Here is a 17,591-nt window from a genome sequence, read left to right as displayed (position 1 = left end):
TAACATGGCTCAACTTAGCATGCGCCCATGTGGGGATTTTCGAACCACATACAAAAGCGATACGCCAATTTTTGAAACCAAAACCATCAGAAGCCTTGCGATTGCAGGTGTCATCGCCATGCTGGCAGCACCGCTGGTCTTGGATATTTACTTCCTAAACCTGTTTATTCAGATTGCATACCTCGGTATCGCGGCATTGGGCTTAAACATTTTGGTTGGTTTTACCGGACAAATCTCGCTAGGTCACGGTGCGTTCTTTGGCTTTGGCGCCTTTGCATCGGCTTGGTTAAATAACCAGTTTAACATTCCAGTCGTGTTTGCGATTCCGCTCGCGGGTTACTTAACCATGATTGTGGGGATGCTGTTTGGTCTGCCAGCGGCTCGAATTAAAGGTTTATACCTAGCTATCGCAACGTTGGCGGCGCAGTTTATTCTAGAGGACTTCTTTGCTCGCGCAGATTGGTTCAGTGGCGGCTCATACGGTGCTAGCGCGAACCCAATTAATTTGTTTGGCTTTGAGTTTACGACTGACGAAAGCTTTTTCTATATCGCTCTGTTTGCGCTGATCTTCATGTATATGTGGGCATCAAACTTAATCCGTTCTCGTGACGGTCGCGCGTTTGTCTCAGTGCGAGATCACTATCTGTCAGCAGAGATCATGGGCATCAACCTAACTAAGTATCGTCTGCTCTCATTTGGAGTGTGTGCATTCTATGCTGGCATCGGGGGCGCACTCTACGGACATTATCTAGGGTTTGTATCAGCAGAAGGTTTCACCATCATGATGTCTATCCAGTTTTTGGCCATGATCATCATTGGTGGCTTAGGCTCAGTCAAAGGTACGCTGATGGGTACGATATTTATCGTACTTCTGCCTGAAGTTTTAGAGTTTGGCGTAACGGGGCTTTCAGCGTTTGGTGATACCACCGCTTTCACTGATGGTCTGGCTTACTTCAAAGAGATGGCGATTGGTTTAGTCATCATGCTGTTCCTCATTTTCGAACCTCAAGGATTATCGCATCGCTGGCAACAGATTCGAGCATATTGGAAACACTATCCGTTCTCATATTAACGTGGAATTAAGTGGAATATACCTCAATAACAAGGACAACGAGTTATGAACAAAGGACATTTAGCGACAACGTTGGTGCTGTCATCTGCACTGTTTACTACCGCAACTTGGGCAAAAGATTCTGTGTTTGTCGGGCAATTAGTCGACTTTTCTGGACCAACTGCCTATGTGAGCAAGCCTTATGGTTCTGGCGTGCGAGACGCATTGCGTTGGATTAACCAAAACGGTGGCATTAACGGTACCGAGCTCGAATTTGAAACAGTAGACATGGCGTACAAAGTACCAGTGGCGATTTCTAACTATAAACGTTGGGTTGCGCGTAAAGACATGGTTGCGCTGCAAGGTTGGGGTACGGCGGATACCGAAGCGCTTATTTCGTTTGTTACCAAAGACAAAGTGCCGGTGTTCTCTGCTTCTTACTCTGGTCACTTAACTGACCCAACTGGCAAAAACCCAAAAACCGCGAAACCAGCGCCTTATAATTTCTTTTATGGTGCGTCGTACTCAGATGCGTGCCGTGCGCTAGTTAAGTGGGCGAAAGAAGATTGGGAATCTAAGGGCAATCAAGGTGCGCCGAAATTTACGCACATTGGCGATAACCATCCATTCCCGAATGCGCCAAAAGAAGCGTGTGCAGAGTACGCCAAAGAGCTTGGTTTTGATGTGCAAAACCCAGTCGTTGTGTCACTAAAACCAGGGGACTTTAAAGCGCAATGTTTGTCGCTGAAAGAGTCAGGCACCAACTACGGTTACATTGCCAATATCGGTAGCTCGGTTATCTCACTAGTGAAGTCTTGTAACACGGTTGGGACAGAGTTCCAGTACATGGCAAACATTTGGGGCGGCGACAAGCCAGTGCTTGAAGCAGCAGGCGATGGCCTTAAAGATTACGTTTTCCCAGGTATGACGGCGTTTTGGGGAGACGATAACGAAGGCATGAAGCTGGTTCGTGAGATTTCTAAGCAGTCTGAATCAGAGCCGGGCGAATTCAGAACTCACCATTACATTCGCGGTATCTGTTCTGCGTTCTATATGAAAGAAGCGATGGAGTGGGCGAAAGATAATGGTGGCATCACAGGTGAAAACATCAAGAAGGGCATGTATGTCCATGACAACTGGGTACCACAAGGCTTAGAAGGTGTTTGTGTCCCTGCGAACTGGAAACCGGAAGATCACCGAGGCACAACAACCGTGAACGTCTTTATGGGCAACAACGATGGCGGCGCAGTTGATATCAAGAAAGTATCACAGGTGACATTGTCACGTCGTGACGATTGGCTAGGTTACTAATCTACGACTTATTAATAACAAAGCTTACTGAAAATAAGGATGGGTGAGAGAACACTCTCACCCTAGCAAGGAGTAGCTTGATGGCTGAATTAGCAACGAATATCGAACCGGCAGAAATACTGCTTTCAGTGAACAACATTGAAGTCGTCTACGACGAAGTAATACTAGTACTTCGCGGTGTGAGTTTAGAAGTTCCAAAAGGGCAGATTGTGACCTTACTGGGGGCCAACGGTGCGGGTAAATCCACAACGTTGAAAGCCATTTCTGGTTTATTGAAAACCGAAGATGGTGAAGTGACGCGCGGCGAAATCAACTTCATGGGCGAGCGTATAGACAACAAAAGCCCGGAAGAGATCGTCCGTTCGGGCATCTTCCAAGTTATGGAAGGGCGCCGAATTGTTGAAGATATGACGGTAATAGAAAATCTTCGCTTAGGCGCTTATACACGCACTGACAACGAAGTTGAACAAGACATCGAAATGGTGTTTGACTATTTCCCGCGACTCAAAGAGCGCACTGGCCTGGCGGGCTATTTGTCTGGCGGTGAGCAACAAATGTTAGCGATTGGCCGAGCGTTAATGGCTCGACCGAAGATGATTTTGTTGGACGAACCGTCTATGGGGCTTTCTCCACTGCTAGTTAAAGAAGTATTCAGCATTATTAACAAGATCAACAAAGAGCAAGGTATTACCATGCTTTTGGTTGAACAGAATGCCAACTTCGCTCTTCAAGCGGCCGATTACGGTTACATCATGGAATCAGGCAAAATCGTACTAGATGGCAGCAAGCACGAATTGCTAAACAATGAAGACGTAAAAGAATTCTACCTTGGCGGCGGCGATGAAGATCGCAAGAGCTTTAAGAATCTGAAATCTTACAAACGTCGTAAGCGTTGGTTGTAAGGAGCAAGGATGAACGAACTATTTGATGCGAAAGAATCGTTGTCTCTACAGGCGCGAGAAGAGTCGCTGTTTCAACGTTTGCCAGCGCTGATTGAGAATTCGAAAGCCAATAGCGAACATTACGCAGCGCATTTTTCTGAGTTAGATCCTACATTGGCAAACAATCGTGAAGGGCTTGCTCAGTTCCCGATTACACGTAAGTTCAATGTACCTAATCAGCAGCAACTTAAACCGCCGTTTGGTGGCTTAAATAGCGTTGCCATTGGTCAAATGGCGCGTGTTTTTCAGTCTCCTGGGCCTTTATATGAGGCTCAAACGGATGAGGCCGATTTCTGGCGTATGGGGCGCGCGTTTCACGCTGCTGGGTTCTGTGCGGGTGATTTAGTGCATAACACGCTCTCTTACCATTTCTCTCCTGGCGGATTTATTATGGATGGTGGCGCAAGGGCTTGTGGTTGCGCTGTATTTCCGGCTGGAGTAGGCAATACCGAAGCGCAAATAGAGGCAATTAAACAGCTTCAACCTAATGGTTACACTGGTACACCTTCCTATTTGCTGACGTTGCTACAAAAGTACCAAGAGAAATACGATGAGCTGCCTAGCTTTGAGAAAGCTCTGGTCTCTGGTGAAGCGGTTACAGCAGACATGCAACAGATGTTTGAGGAAAAAGGCATTGCAGTCTTTCAAGCCTACGCAAGCGCAGAACTTGGTTTGATTGCTTATCAAGTGTCTGGTGAACAAGGATTAGTGATTGCCGAAGATATTATTGTTGAAATCGTTGATCCTGATGGTGTTCCTGTACAACCGGGAGAAGTCGGTGAAGTCGTTGTAACGTCGCTCGATGAGAAGTTCCCGCTGATTCGCTACGCAACGGGAGATTTATCGGCATATCTAGAGACAAGTTCTGATTCTTCACGCACGAACGCACGAATTAAGGGCTGGATGGGACGAGCAGACTCCGCGGTGAAAGTAAAAGGGCTGTTTGTTTATCCGCATCAGATCCAAGAAGTCTGTCGTCGCCACGATATTAAAGGCTCCTTGAAAATTGAGCGCGATGGCTTCAACGATGCCATTACTTTCTGTTGTCATGATGTGCATGTATCAGCAGAGGACATTCAAGCAACACTCCAGTCTGTCACTAAACTGAAAGGCAATGTCCAGTTTGTACCGAACCAAGCGGAGCAGCCGTTAATCAATGATCTTCGCAGTTAACTCATTGGTGGCATAAGTGCAGTAGAAAGTGGTTGTCATAAAAAACTAACAACGTCAGACAAAAGGCTAGAAAAGGGATACCACATTGCGCTGCGTATCCCTTTATTTTTTACTACCGCAATCAGGGAGCGGGTAAATGAAACAGGCACCAATGATTAACACACAATTCTGGGATGATTTGTTTATCCGAGGCACTATGCCTTGGGATGCCCAATCGACACCTCAAGAACTCAAGGATTATCTCAACAATTCACTTCATGTAGGCCAGTCAGTGTTTATTCCTGGGTGTGGTGCCGCTTATGAACTGAGCACTTTTATTCAATATGGGCATGACGTGATCGCGATGGATTACAGCCAAGAAGCGGTAAAAATGGCGCAATCAACGTTAGGTAACTACAAAGATAAAGTCGTATTGGGTGATGTATTTAATGCCGATTTTTCTCACTCGTTTGATGTCATTTACGAGCGGGCCTTTCTCGCAGCACTACCGAGAGACATGTGGTCAGAATATTTCTCTATGGTGGATAAATTGCTGCCAAGAGACGGTTTGTTAATTGGTTATTTCGTTATAGATGATGATTACCACTCTCGCTTCCCTCCATTTTGTTTGCGAAGTGGGGAGTTGGCAGCTTTTCTAGAGCCCACGTTTGAACTTGTGAAGTCCTCAGTGGTGGCAAACAGTGTTGAGGTTTTTAAAGGCAGAGAGCAATGGATGGTGTGGCAGAAACGTTAGTCGTCACTGAGACTTCTTTAGAAAGTATTCGCGGAAACTGTCTGGTTCTTTGTGAATCGCTGATACATAAGTCTTCACTCTATGCCTGATGGAATGCTCACATAGTTTGTCGGTTTGTGTGAAACATTAATTTCTCGTTGCTGGTTTAAGTTGTTGAGATATCTCTAACAGCGGTCGAGTGGTTGAGTTTATTGCTGGCACGGGTTGTGTGCTCAGAGCGTAAAGCGACAGATCAGCATCGATCCGAAAGGTAGTAGAACGTCTCTCACTGATCTGTCTATTTCATGCTTATACTATTTTAGGTTGACCATCTGATGCGGTGGCACCGCCGTCTACAGGTAGGTTTACGCCATTAATGAAAGATGCGTCATCACTTGCCAAGAAAGTCACGACAGACGCAATTTCTTCAGGTTCGGCTGCTCGGCCAAGCGCAATGCGCTCATTGAATTTATCGCGGATGTCCTGCGGCCAGCCGTTTGTCATGTTGGTTTTTACTAAACTTGGGCATACGGCGTTAATTCTTACCCCATCCGCACCATGGTCCAATGCCATCGCTCGGGTAAGGTTCACCACTGCACCTTTACTCGCGCAATAGAATGCGGCACCCCAGTCACCACCCAAACCGGAAACGGACGCGGTATTTACCATACAACCTTTCGTTTTTAAGAGTTCAGGCAAAGCAAACTTCGCGCAATAAACAACACCATCAATGTTTACACCAGAGATCTTCTTCCAGTCTTTCACACTACCTTCAATCACGGAACCAGGGACATGTACGCCAGCATTGTTTACTAAAATATCCAGTTTACCGAAACGGGTAACAACATCAGAAATCAGTGCTGCGACTTTTTCTGGTTCAGAAACATCAATGGAATGCGCAGACACACGCTGTTTATCAAAGCCCTCAACGGCGTTTGCCAACTGCTCTTCATTCCAATCGGCAAGAGCGACGTTTGCGCCTTCTTCATACAAACGTTTTGCGATGGCCAAACCAATACCATTGGCAGAACCAGTGACGAGTGCGACTTTATTTTTTAATCCTCTCATGCGATTTCTCCTTCGAAACTTACAAAAACGGGATCTTGATTTTTCTCGGTGCGCGGCAACATCAGTTTGTCGTTGTCGCTGTAATCTACTGGGATAGCCACCACTGCTGGTCCTTCAACGTCCATGGCTTTATTCAATGTCGGTAGCAATTCGTGTTGACTAGTCACTGCGAAGCCTTTCGCGCCAAATGATTCGGCGTACGCCTTGAAATCAATTGGTCCAAATTTCACACCAGAGCAGCGCTGATATTTGTTGATCTCTTGCATTTCTACCATGTTGTAGGCGTTATCAACCCACACAATATGGACGATATTGCAGTTCAGTCTAACCGCGGTTTCTAACTCCATGCTCGATTGCATAAAACCGCCGTCTCCTGATATCGATACCACTTTGCTACCAGGTTTTAGTAGGCTGGCACCAATGGCCCATGGCAGTGCAACGCCCATCGTTTGTTGGCCGTTAGACACCAGCATTTGGCGAGCTCGAAAACAGCTTAAGTAACGAGCGATCCAGATGTGGAAGCTCCCCATATCAAGGCATAGCGTGGTATCTGGTGTGATGATAGATTGCATGGCTTTAATTAGCGCCAGTGGATGAAACCCTTGCTTGTGATAGACATTGGGATAGGTCTTGATCACTTGCCGTTGCAGTGCTACCTCTTCCAGTACTGAAAGTGCCGTTGGGGAAAGGCGAGCATATTCAGAGATATAGCTGCCCATCTTGTCTAATGACTGCGCAATGTTTCCGACGATTTCAACACAAGGTTGATAATTAAGTTGGTATTCTGCTGGTTCAATATCGAGGTGAATCACTGGGTTGCGGTGGCTGTTCCAAAGCTCAGGATCATACTCTATTGGGCTAAAGCCGATGGTGAGAATTAAATCGGCGTCCCGCAGTAAAACATCGCCAGGTTGGTTATTAAACAAACCGACACGCCCAGCAAAGTGATGATAGTAATTGATGTCTACCGTGCCGGCGGCCTGGTAAGTGCCGACAACGGGTAGCTGCGTATTTTGAAGAAATCGGGCGATAGCAGCAGCGTTTTGACTGCGGCTCGCGTGAAGGCCAAGTAAAACCACACAGCGCTTTGCTTTACTGATTCGACTGACCGCTTCTTCGATTGCTGCGATGTCTGCGCAACCAGGCTGTGTGTAAGGCGAGGGGACAATAATGTCCGTTTGGGTTTGCTCGGATAAAACATCTTGGGGGAGACTCAAAAAGCAGGCCCCAGGACGACCTGACTCTGCGATACGAAATGCGTTCGCCATGATCTCGCTTGCGGCGTCCACATGCTGCACTTCAGCACTGAACTTAGTTATAGAGCGAAAAATACTGACGGTATCCATGCTCTGGTGTGTTTGTTTTTGCTGGTCAGTTCGTTTCACCGCACCACCGATAGCAATCAGCGGATCGCCTTCGGAGTTTGCTGTTGCCACCCCCGTAACTAGATTTCCACAGCCAGGGCCTGACGTAACCATGGTGACGCCTGCTTTGCCGGTTAGTCTTCCCATAACGCCCGCCATAAATGCGCCGTTAGCTTCGTGGCGTACCGGAATCATTTGGATGTTAGTGTCTTCAATCGCATCGAACAGTCGATCGATTTTTGCACCGGGAATACCGAAAATGTACTTAATGCCGAGAGACTCTAGCTGTTGAGCGATCAACTGAGATCCATTTTTATTTGAAGGTTTGGATTGCATTTGTTGTCCTTATTATTTGCCTGACTTTGTTACTTTTCCGCCTTTTCTATGGCGGTATTTATATCTTCCGGAGCCAAATTGGCGTTGAGGAAGTCTGTCGATACCGGGGTATCAATCACTAGCCGCGAGACTTTGCCAATCTGGAGGAACCCTGACGAAATGCTGTAATCCTGAATATGACCACCTCCTTGGCGGTCATCGGTAATAAAGTGTTCGTGATAGCCGGGCACATTGATGCCAGTCGTATATTTAGGACTGCGAAAGCCGGCGACCACACCTTGCTTATGCGTGAAGCGGAACGTTGGTTGTTCTTTGACCACTTCAAGCATTGGCCGATAAGGGCGTGTTTGTTTAGGTACGGTACGAGTACGAACTGAATCGAAAACGCCATCAATGCGCACTGCGCAAAATAGGTTATCGCTTGGAACCATGTCGTCTATGAGGCTATGGACTTCATGACGTGACATGCGCGATGTTAGTGGCAGCTCGATATCAGGCTTAAAAAAAGTCATGACAGCAAAGGGCGTTTTTTGCGCCAGCTCTGCCGGGTTTGCGGAGCCATCCGACTTGAGTTGAAAAACTTCCTTATCAAAAGCAATCAACTCACCATCCAATTCATTGAACGTACCTAAACCAAAATCCCCATGTTTCAGCAGTTCTTCTATGGTTGTTGAGCCTTCGTAAACACCAGCTATCAAAGCACTCATTAACGAAGTCTGATAAATCTCACCATCTCCGGTAACATGATGGTATTCAGAAAATTCTTTCGCTACTTCAAGCGAACAAGCACATAGAGGGTTATAAAATCCACGCATGAGTAAGACCAGTTATGCAATGAAGAGTATATTTAGATTGACTTCTACACGGTGCTAAATCCAATATAAAAAAGATTTATTTTGATATGGAAAATATATGGAATTTCGCTACCTGAAGTATTTTGTCGCGGTCGCCGAGACTCGTCACTTTACCCGAGCAGCTGAACAGTTAGGGATTGCGCAACCTCCTTTGAGTCAACAAATCAAAAAGCTAGAGCACGAGCTTGGCGTGGACTTATTTAAGCGCTTGTCTAGAGGAGTAGAACTGACCCATGCAGGGCAAGTCTTTTATTTGGATGCGGTAAATATTCTTGCTGATGTGGAACGCGCTAAAGCAAAAGCCCGACAGATTGCCCGTGGTGAAAATACGCAGGTTAAAATTGGGTTCGCGACGTCAACATCAACCTGCATTAAGGTATTGGAGAGGATTGGGCGTATTCAAGAGAATGGGGTTCATTTACAGACGGCGGAACTGTCAATGCCAGAGCTTGCCGCTCAGTTAAAAAGCAAACAACTTGATCTCGCAATCATGCGGCTACCCTGCTACGCCAGTGAGCCTTTTGAACACAAGGTGTTGTTTAACGACCCGTTTGTCGCAGTGATTCCGGCGGGGCACGAACTGGCAAAATATCCCTGTATCCAGATGAAACAGTTGAGAGGCCATAAAATTTTACTGTTTCCACGAGAGACGGGCCCCGCATTGTTTGATGGCATGAGCACACTTTTTGCCGACGCAGGAGTAAGGCTCGAACCACAGTTCGCAGCACCGCAACTTCGTACGACGATTGCCATGGCGCAGGCCGGGTTAGGTATTGCTCTCGTTCCGCGCTCACTGGCTGAACATCTCGATGATTCCGCGACAGTCGCCGAGATTGAGGATATCCCTCTCACTAGTCGTGTTGTTGTTGCTTGGGAGGCATCTAATCTCAATAAACAAGCGCTAAAAGTAGCCATGCACATCGGTCATGTTGAGGCTTAAAGATGAGTCATCGAACTGGCTCTGATAGCCACAGGCAAATGTGATACTCTCACTCGTTATATGCAAAGCTATGCTTTGGTTGAATAGACAAATCTTACTCAACGAATAGAACTTACTGAGGATGTACCAATGATATACGCTGTGGTCTTTGATATGGACGGGTTGCTGATTGATTCAGAACCTTTGTGGAAGGAAGCGGAAAAGCAGGTATTTTCATCAGTTGGTGTCCAAGTGACCGAAGTGCTGTCAAAGCAGACTGCAACTATGACGACAGGTGAAGTAACAAGGTTTTGGTATGAACGTAATCCTTGGCAAGAAAAGAGCCTAGAGGAAGTAGAGAATGCTGTTGTGGATAAAGTGGAGGCATTAATAATTGAAAAAGGATGCGAATTAGAGGGTGTTACAGAAACACTCAAATTGCTTAAGGAAAAAGGGTTTAAGATAGGGTTGTCTACTAATTCACCTTATCAACTCATTCCCATCATTTTGAACAAACTCGGTATTGCCAGTTACTTTGACGCGATATCATCGTCAGACGATGTAGAGCAGGGTAAGCCAGAGCCAGATGTCTACCTTTTAACAATCAATAAACTAGGTGTAGATTCAAGTAACTGTATTGCCTTTGAAGACTCTTATTCGGGTATGCTTGCGGCAACACGAGCAAACATAAAAACAGTCGTGATACCTCAACCTGATAAGTTCTACCAAGAGTTTAATGAAAGCCATTTGGCGAGTTTAATGGACTTGAATTTGAAAGAAACAATTGCACCAACACCGCATGAAAGTTTTTTAGAAGAAGGACTTGATTGTGAATAGTCGGTCGCTGAAAAAATACCTACTGCTAATGTTCTTATTGGTTTTACCTATAGAATCATTCGCAAAAGATACGACTATGTTGGACGAGCTCAATAATCGATTTGTTACATTTGAAAGGCGATTTGATGATTGTATCAACTCTGCTTCTCAAAATGATATGAGTGAAAACATTGTCGGTCAGATTCAAGCGCTTAATATTGATTTTGAAATTTCGGTTGGCTATTTATACAAACAATCACTTTATTTATGCTCTGATGATGAATTCAGTGATTTAGCAAGAATTATCATGATAATTGAAACCTCCGATAATGATGGATTGCAATTATCAAAGGCAAAAGCTAGTCAAATTAGAAAGCTACTTTTTAGCAAAGTGGATTTACGTTTAGAGTCGAAGTTTCAAAGTTTACCGCAAGATAAAAAGGAAGCATTACTGAGCATTGCGAAAAAGCTTGAACCTTTTGATCTCGTAAGCATGCATGAACGACTTCAGGCAATGTAGACTTATGAAAGAATGTTTTGAGTAGATTCTTAACGCTTGGCTTTTTCATTAAGATTGAGTATTAGGTTCAACGCCTCTAGCTCTTACACAAGATCTAGAGGCATCCATTTTTTATTGACTTAAACGTGCCGAGCTAAGATTTTAACCCTGCAGCGGTCATCATGACGCGAAATAACATAGACACTAACCCTAATGCAGCGACGCTAACGACCCATATTCCAACCATCCAAGCCCATTGGCGGCACCAATTTTTGATTTTCATACTCACTCCTTATCAACTCGTTAATGGTACGCTTCGCCTTCTTTTACTTTTCCGGAGAAGACGTAGTAACTCCAAAAGGTGTAAGCCAGAATGATCGGGATGATGATCACTGCTCCAACGAGCATAAAGCGCTGACTGCTTGCAGGAGCCGCTGCTTCCCATATTGATATGCTAGGAGGAATGATATTAGGCCAGATACTGATGCCAAGCCCAGCGAACCCGAGAATCACGATCACCAATGCCATCACGAAAGGGCTGCGCTCTTTACGCTTTTTAACGGAGTCGGCAATCTTCAAACATACCAGCCCAGTAATGACAGGTACGGGCAGTAAGTAGAACAAATTAGGCAGAGAAAACCATCTTTCCGCAATGGCAGGGTAAGCAAGTGGAGTCCAAGCGCTCACAATGACTAATGCGGAGATCATCGCCAGTAGTGTTTTGTTAGTGAAGCGGTACATCGTGTTTTGCAGTTCACCTTCCGTCTTCATGATGAGCCATGTGCTACCAAGCAGCGCGTACGTTGCGACTAAACCCAAACCACAAAAGATGGGAAAAGGGCTGAGCCAGTCGAGTTGACTACCTACGAAGACGCGGTTTTCCACCGCAAAGCCTTGAATTACCGCACCAACAACGATGCCTTGGAAAAACGTGGTTAAAATCGATCCGACCATAAAAGAGCGATCCCAGAACTTTAAGTGGCTTTCCAATGCTTTAAAGCGAAACTCAAACGCGACGCCACGAAAGATCAAAGCAATCAACATCAACGTTAAAGGGATGGTTAGCGCTTCAATAATCACCGCGTAAGCCATCGGAAAAGCGCCAAATAGAGATGCGCCTCCAAGTACAATCCAAGTTTCGTTACCGTCCCAAACAGGTGCGACACTGTTGACCATGACGTCTTTTTGCTTTTCATCCTTGATGAAGGGCATCAGCACTCCAATACCCAAATCGAAGCCGTCCATGATGATGTACATCAAAGTGGCAAAAACGATGATCGCGAACCAAATCACGGATAAATCAAAATGCATATTTTCTACCTTCACTTTGTGACAAATTCTAAATGCGACCTGAAACGGTCGTCATGTCGTGCTCATCGTGTTCGATTGCATCGGGGCCTTTCTTGATTTGGTGGATCATGTAGTAATACCCAAAACCAAACACCAAGCTGTATACAACAAGGAAACACAGCAGGCTGATGCTCATTTGTAGGTCTCCGTGTGCAGAAACCGCATCACGCGTTTTTTGTACGCCATACACGACCCAAGGTTGCCGACCAACCTCTGTCGTAAACCAGCCAGCGAGTATTGCGATAAGACCAGATGGCCCCATAAACAATGAAAACTTGAGGAACCAACGCGAGGTATAAAGCGTGTTCTTTTTTCGTAACCATATGCTGTAGAAGCTCTGAAAAATCATCAGAAGTCCTAGCCCGACCATGATTCGAAATGACCAAAAGACGATAGGTGAGTTCGGTCGTTCCTCTTTCGGGAAGTCTTTCAGCGCCGGGATTGGCTCAGTTAAACTGTGGCGTAGGATCAAACTTCCTAAAACAGGAATTTCTAAGGCATAGTCTGTGCGTTCTTGTTCCATGTTTGGCATGCCGAACAATATCAATGGGGTTGGTTTGCCATCGCTGTTATCCCAATGTCCTTCGATGGCGGCGATTTTGGCGGGCTGGTATTCCAAGGTGTTTAGCCCGTGCACATCGCCAATCACGGCTTGGAGTGGCGCAAGGAACACTAAGATCCCGAGCGACATCGAAAACATGGTTTTTACCGAAGTCGATTGATTGCCTCTCAATAAATGCCAAGCGGCTGACGCGCCTACAAAGAGTGCTGAACTGACGAAAGCCGCGACGCTCATGTGCGCCAAACGATAAGGAAATGAAGGATTGAAAACGATAGCAAACCAGTCGGTTGGCACCACACGTCCGTCGACAATTTCATAGCCTTGTGGCGTTTGCATCCAACTGTTGGAGGCGAGAATCCAGAACGTCGAAATGATCGTTCCTAACGCCACCATCGAGGTTGCAAAAAAGTGCAGCTTTTCGCCGACGCGACGCCACCCAAACAGCATTACGCCAAGAAATCCGGCTTCGAGAAAGAAAGCCGTTAACACTTCATAAGTCAGTAATGGGCCTGTGATAGAACCAGCGAAGTCGGAGAAACCACTCCAGTTGGTGCCGAATTGATAGGCCATGACAAGACCAGATACAACACCCATTCCAAAGTTAACCGCAAAAATTTTCGACCAGAAGTGATAGAGCTTTTGGTAATCGGGATTACGTGTTTTTAGCCATAAGCCTTCCAGCACGGCGAGATAGGTGGCCAAACCTATGGTGATAGCGGGGAAAATAATATGAAAGGATACCGTAAAGGCGAACTGTATCCGTGCAAGCATAAATGCGTCGAGGCCAAACATTAAACTTCCTTTGATCTTTTAAGTTTTATGAGAGAGCTATTTTAAAAGGAGCGGAATGAGGGAAGTAGGTACAGACAGTGACTATAAACCTATAACAGATTAAATATTGAAGTGTTATTATTTTGAATTCGGCTTTATGGAAGGGGATTTGCGTTTGGCGAAGTATCAAGAGTTAGTGGAACAGCTTAAAAGGCAGATAAAATCGGGGATATGGCATCCGGGTGACAAGCTGCCTTCGCTGCGTCGCCAATCTGAACACTCGGGTTTGAGCTTGATGACGGTGTTGCACGCGTATCAAATTCTGGAATCTCAAGGCTGGGTCACGTCACAGCCGCGATCTGGTTATCGAGTCGCGCCCAATATTAAGAGCTCAAATGAACCCCAAGCGCCAGCCGCGGTTTCGTGGACTGAGCAGGTAGACATCAATGAGTTTATCTTTGATGTTCTGCAGGCGAGTAAAAATCCATCCATGATCAATTTTGGCTTTGCCTATCCAGACCCAAGTTTGTACCCACGATATCACGTGAATCGGGCGATGAGCGCAGCCGCTCGCAATATGCCGATTTCCACCACCTTTGATAACTTACCGCCGGGAAACGAGAAATTACGCACCATCATCGCGAAGCGTTATGCTGCGAAAGGCATTGAAATTTCACCCGATGAAATTGTCATTACGGCAGGCGCGCTGGAGGCGTTAACGCTCAGTTTGCAAGCCTGCACAAGACCGGGAGATTGGGTGGTTGTGGAGTCGCCTGCATTTTATGGTGCATTGCAATCCTTAGAGCGGTTAGGTTTGAAAGCGCTCTCAGTAAGAACAGACCCAGTCACGGGCATTGACCTAGACTCATTGGAACGAGCGCTGCAAACACACGATGTGAAAGCATGTTGGCTGATGTCGAACTTCCAAAATCCTCTGGGTTTTACGCTCACCAACGAGAAAAAACAAAAGCTGATTGAGCTGACACAGCGATATAACGTACCAGTGATTGAAGATGATGTGTACAGCGAACTGCATGCCGAGAATGACTCGGTTTACCCACTAAGAATGTTTGATGACACGGGCAATACCATGTTGTGCTCCTCGTTTTCAAAATCGTTAATCGCAGGGCTACGTATTGGTTGGGTTGCGGCGGGAAAGCGGGCGCTAGAGGTACAAAAGTTACAGTTAATGAGTACATTAGCGACGAGTGCACCAGTGCAAATGACATTGGTACACTATTTAACAAGCCGCAATTATGAATCTCATTTGAAGCAGTTACGGAAAAAGCTGTTTGAACGTAAAAGTAAGATGACGGTTCTGCTTAGTGAGCTGTTACCTGAAGCAGTCAAAGTGTTAAGCCAAAGCGGTGGGTACTTTATTTGGTTAGAGCTTCCCAAGCATATTGATGCCTTGCAGATATATCGAGAAGCGCTAAAAGGTAATATCAGCATCGCACCGGGAAAGATGTTCAGCCTGACAGAACAATACGATCACTGTATTCGTCTTAACGCTTCTTTTGAGCTCAATGACAAATATGTTCATGCTCTCAATCTGCTCGCTAATATTATTCGCGAGCATTTGGCGAAATAGCGACTTTCTTCAGTTTTTTGGTTTAATGGAGCGCGCCGGATTTCCAACAACTCGATCGCCCGGCGCAACGTCTTTGGTTACGACAGAGCCAGCGCCGACGACGGCCTCATCGCCAATGGTCACGCCCGGCAGTATGATTGCGCCCCCACCAATCCAAACGTTATTGCCAATTGTTACCGGTTTGGCGATCTCATCTCCGGCTAAGCGTCTTTGTGTATCGAGTGAATGAGCGGCTGTGTAAATTTGCACTCTAGGCCCAATCATGACGTTCGCGCCAACCTCAACCTGCCCATTGTCCAGAATAATGGCATCCCAGTTGATGTAGGTGTTTTCTCCGATGGACAAGTGACAACCGTAGGTAAGTTGTAGCGGTGGCTCTATACAGGCGCTGTTTTCTAATTGGACGCCCATTTCCGCCAATAGTTGTCTACGGATATCTGGGTTTGGCTCGTGGTTAAATTGGAAGACAAGCTGCGCGGTTTTGGCGCGCATGAGCTTTAGTTCTTCATCCAGACAATTATAGGTTTCTCCAGAGCGCATCCGAGTCAGTTCTGACATAACAATCATTCCATCAATATTAATTGCAATAAGGTGCATAATGATAAGTGAAGGAGATTCGAAGTGAAAATTTGATGCTTAAAAATCAGAAAGTTATCACTGATTTGCCTTGCGTATCCAGTTGGTTGATTGGCTCGTTTAGTACACAAAGACGTCCCCCTAAATGGCTTAATCGGTTGAAGCCAAAGTGGGAAACCACTCGAAGCGTTTTACGTAGATTACAATATAGTTAATAAGAAGAACTTAATTGAGCCGCTTGCGCTATCGATTGGGCTAAAAATATAAGACTTATGCGCTCTGGCTTGCTGGCAACGATGAAACAAGAGTGAGCACTTTATGTTCGAACGGGTCATTTCATTTTTAGAAACAACACTATTTACCTTTAACGAACAACCTATCACGTTGTGGGCGATATTGATGGTGCCGACATGGGTGATTGTCGCTTTATGGTTGTCAAAAATTTTAATCAAAACCGTTACGTCAAGAATGTCTTCATCGGGGAAAGATCCAAACGTTATTCATTTGGTTAAACGGATATTATTTGTCATCGCTCTCGCCATTATTTTTATGACCACACTTTCGATGATCAATGTGCCAATTACCGCGTTCGCCTTTCTGTCTGGTGCCATCGCTATCGGTTTCGGTTTTGGTGCACAAAACATCATTAACAACTTCATAAGTGGCTGGATTTTGATTGGTGAAAAGCCAATCCGAATTGGGGACTTTTTAGAGGTCGAGGGCGCCAAAGGCATTGTCGAGCAAATAAATACACGTTCAACGCGAATCAGGCGAACCGATGGCGTTCACATGCTCATTCCCAACAGTCAGTTGATTGAGAACGTGGTGATCAACTGGACGTTATGCGACAGATTAGTTCGTGGCTCGGTCGTCGTCGGCGTCGCGTATGGGAGCGATGTCAAACAGGTTGCTGCCTTAATGGCGGAAGTGACTTCGCAGCAAGCGCAAGTTCTGAGTTCGCCAGCTCCAGATGTGTTTTTTCAAGACTTTGGCGATAATGCTTTGATCTTCGAATCTTATTTTTGGATTAACTCAACGGTTGAAGGCGGGATTCGAACGGTCGCAAGTGCCATACGTTTTGAAATCTATGAAGCTTTCGACAAGCACGGTATTGAAATCGCGTTTCCACAACGAGATGTGCACATTGATGGGGAAATCAAGCTGTCTAGGGAGAGAAACGGATAGGGCGATAAGCGGCGTTGGTGCCCTTATCTTGGCTTCGAGTAACGATAGCGAGGCGGTCACAATATGGATTCACCTCGCTAGAAACCAAAGGCGTTATTGGTTGTCCCACATGACTTCGCATTCTTCTTTGATTGCTGATTTTAGCAACTCAATCAGTGGAAACGCTCTGCGCCCTAAGCTTACCGCTGGCTCTGCTTGTTCTTCCTCTTCGTCTAGATCTACATCAGTAGGGAGGTTTTCCTCAGCCGCATTTTTCGCAGATAGAGCAGAAGTTAACTTTGCTAGCGCATCAGGAACATCTTGAGCGGAAATTGACCCCGGCACTGTGCCGCTGTGACCCATCATTTTGATCATCTCTAATGCAATGTCGCCAAACATTGTGACGTTTGAGTGGCTTCGACAACGAAATGTTATGAGCATTTACCTGATCCTGTTTTATATGTTCGCTTTGAAACTAAATTGTAGCTGAAATCAGACACTAATTAATGTGATGAAGACCGTTGAGCGTTAAG

Annotated in this window: 18 protein-coding genes; 10 read left to right on the top strand and 8 right to left on the bottom strand. The window is 45.8% G+C overall.

The window, feature by feature from the left end; genetic code table 11:
- Positions 1 to 4: 4 nt before the first annotated feature.
- The 5 genes from R7H07_RS01765 to R7H07_RS01745 all read left to right on the top strand — a co-directional run bounded on the left by R7H07_RS01765 (position 5) and on the right by R7H07_RS01745 (position 5,209).
- A complete protein-coding gene (locus R7H07_RS01765) occupies positions 5 to 1,072 on the top strand; it encodes a branched-chain amino acid ABC transporter permease (RefSeq protein ID WP_005382737.1) in 1,068 nt (355 codons plus the stop codon).
- A 45-nt stretch (positions 1,073 to 1,117) separates the two neighbouring features.
- Entirely contained in the window at positions 1,118 to 2,362 is a 1,245-nt protein-coding gene (locus R7H07_RS01760) for an ABC transporter substrate-binding protein (protein ID WP_005373285.1), read from the top strand.
- A gap of 80 nt (positions 2,363 to 2,442) precedes the next feature.
- On the top strand, positions 2,443 to 3,264 hold the full coding sequence (locus R7H07_RS01755; protein WP_005373283.1) for an ABC transporter ATP-binding protein: 822 nt from the start codon (positions 2,443 to 2,445) through the stop codon (positions 3,262 to 3,264).
- Between the two features lie 9 nt (positions 3,265 to 3,273).
- Complete coding sequence (locus R7H07_RS01750) at positions 3,274 to 4,476, top strand: phenylacetate--CoA ligase family protein (RefSeq protein WP_017633694.1); 1,203 nt, start codon at positions 3,274 to 3,276, stop codon at positions 4,474 to 4,476.
- Between the two features lie 136 nt (positions 4,477 to 4,612).
- Positions 4,613 to 5,209 carry a methyltransferase domain-containing protein gene (locus R7H07_RS01745; protein WP_206958778.1) on the top strand — a complete coding sequence of 199 codons (597 nt, stop codon included), beginning with the start codon at positions 4,613 to 4,615 and terminating at the stop codon, positions 5,207 to 5,209.
- Positions 5,210 to 5,497: 288 nt separating this feature from the next.
- Here R7H07_RS01745 and R7H07_RS01740 read toward each other — a convergent pair whose 3' ends face one another.
- The 3 genes from R7H07_RS01740 to budA are packed head-to-tail and all read right to left on the bottom strand — an operon-like array spanning position 5,498 to position 8,771.
- On the bottom strand, positions 5,498 to 6,256 hold the full coding sequence (locus tag R7H07_RS01740) for an SDR family NAD(P)-dependent oxidoreductase (RefSeq protein WP_053307586.1): 759 nt from the start codon (positions 6,254 to 6,256) through the stop codon (positions 5,498 to 5,500).
- Positions 6,253 to 7,956 carry an acetolactate synthase AlsS gene (gene alsS, locus R7H07_RS01735; RefSeq protein WP_206958779.1) on the bottom strand — a complete coding sequence of 568 codons (1,704 nt, stop codon included), beginning with the start codon at positions 7,954 to 7,956 and terminating at the stop codon, positions 6,253 to 6,255. The genes R7H07_RS01740 and alsS overlap by 4 nt, the downstream gene beginning before the upstream one ends.
- 29 nt (positions 7,957 to 7,985) lie before the next feature.
- On the bottom strand, positions 7,986 to 8,771 hold the full coding sequence (gene budA, locus R7H07_RS01730; protein ID WP_206958780.1) for an acetolactate decarboxylase: 786 nt from the start codon (positions 8,769 to 8,771) through the stop codon (positions 7,986 to 7,988).
- Between the two features lie 97 nt (positions 8,772 to 8,868).
- Here budA and R7H07_RS01725 point away from each other — a divergent pair, with 97 nt between their 5' ends.
- From R7H07_RS01725 to R7H07_RS01715, 3 genes are all read left to right on the top strand, one after another.
- The gene (locus R7H07_RS01725) at positions 8,869 to 9,750 is read left to right on the top strand and encodes a LysR family transcriptional regulator (protein WP_206958782.1); all 882 of its coding nucleotides are present in this window, start codon (positions 8,869 to 8,871) and stop codon (positions 9,748 to 9,750) included.
- Between the two features lie 129 nt (positions 9,751 to 9,879).
- Positions 9,880 to 10,566, top strand: coding sequence for a hexitol phosphatase HxpB (hxpB, locus tag R7H07_RS01720; RefSeq protein ID WP_206958784.1), 687 nt, complete (start codon positions 9,880 to 9,882; stop codon positions 10,564 to 10,566).
- Positions 10,559 to 11,065 (top strand): hypothetical protein, encoded by a 507-nt coding sequence (locus R7H07_RS01715; RefSeq protein WP_053307590.1) that lies wholly within the window; start codon positions 10,559 to 10,561, stop codon positions 11,063 to 11,065. Before hxpB ends, R7H07_RS01715 begins: the two co-directional genes overlap by 8 nt.
- Before the next feature lie 133 nt (positions 11,066 to 11,198).
- Here the strand turns inward: R7H07_RS01715 and R7H07_RS01710 are convergent, their stop codons facing one another.
- The 3 genes from R7H07_RS01710 to R7H07_RS01700 are packed head-to-tail and all read right to left on the bottom strand — an operon-like array spanning position 11,199 to position 13,748.
- On the bottom strand, positions 11,199 to 11,327 hold the full coding sequence (locus R7H07_RS01710) for a DUF2474 domain-containing protein (protein ID WP_005373267.1): 129 nt from the start codon (positions 11,325 to 11,327) through the stop codon (positions 11,199 to 11,201).
- Between the two features lie 20 nt (positions 11,328 to 11,347).
- A complete protein-coding gene (cydB, locus tag R7H07_RS01705) occupies positions 11,348 to 12,355 on the bottom strand; it encodes a cytochrome d ubiquinol oxidase subunit II (protein ID WP_005373265.1) in 1,008 nt (335 codons plus the stop codon).
- Positions 12,356 to 12,383: 28 nt separating this feature from the next.
- Entirely contained in the window at positions 12,384 to 13,748 is a 1,365-nt protein-coding gene (locus tag R7H07_RS01700; protein ID WP_017633681.1) for a cytochrome ubiquinol oxidase subunit I, read from the bottom strand.
- 136 nt (positions 13,749 to 13,884) lie between these two features.
- Here R7H07_RS01700 and R7H07_RS01695 point away from each other — a divergent pair, with 136 nt between their 5' ends.
- Entirely contained in the window at positions 13,885 to 15,318 is a 1,434-nt protein-coding gene (locus tag R7H07_RS01695) for a PLP-dependent aminotransferase family protein (RefSeq protein ID WP_206959059.1), read from the top strand.
- A gap of 9 nt (positions 15,319 to 15,327) precedes the next feature.
- Here the strand turns inward: R7H07_RS01695 and R7H07_RS01690 are convergent, their stop codons facing one another.
- Positions 15,328 to 15,876, bottom strand: a complete 549-nt coding sequence (locus R7H07_RS01690; RefSeq protein ID WP_130546309.1) for a sugar O-acetyltransferase — start codon at positions 15,874 to 15,876, stop codon at positions 15,328 to 15,330.
- Positions 15,877 to 16,212: 336 nt separating this feature from the next.
- Between R7H07_RS01690 and R7H07_RS01685 the strand changes: the two genes are divergently transcribed.
- Complete coding sequence (locus R7H07_RS01685) at positions 16,213 to 17,079, top strand: mechanosensitive ion channel family protein (protein ID WP_062731028.1); 867 nt, start codon at positions 16,213 to 16,215, stop codon at positions 17,077 to 17,079.
- A gap of 93 nt (positions 17,080 to 17,172) precedes the next feature.
- Here R7H07_RS01685 and R7H07_RS01680 read toward each other — a convergent pair whose 3' ends face one another.
- Complete coding sequence (locus tag R7H07_RS01680) at positions 17,173 to 17,499, bottom strand: DUF1840 domain-containing protein (RefSeq protein WP_062731027.1); 327 nt, start codon at positions 17,497 to 17,499, stop codon at positions 17,173 to 17,175.
- Between the last annotated feature and the right edge of the window lie 92 nt (positions 17,500 to 17,591).

Source organism: Vibrio sp. Vb1127 (genome assembly GCF_033338735.1).
In the GTDB taxonomy this organism is placed as follows: Bacteria; Pseudomonadota; Gammaproteobacteria; order Enterobacterales; family Vibrionaceae; genus Vibrio; species Vibrio alginolyticus.
The sequence above is the reverse complement of the archived record's forward strand: the minus strand, read 5'-3'. Positions and strand labels throughout refer to the sequence as shown.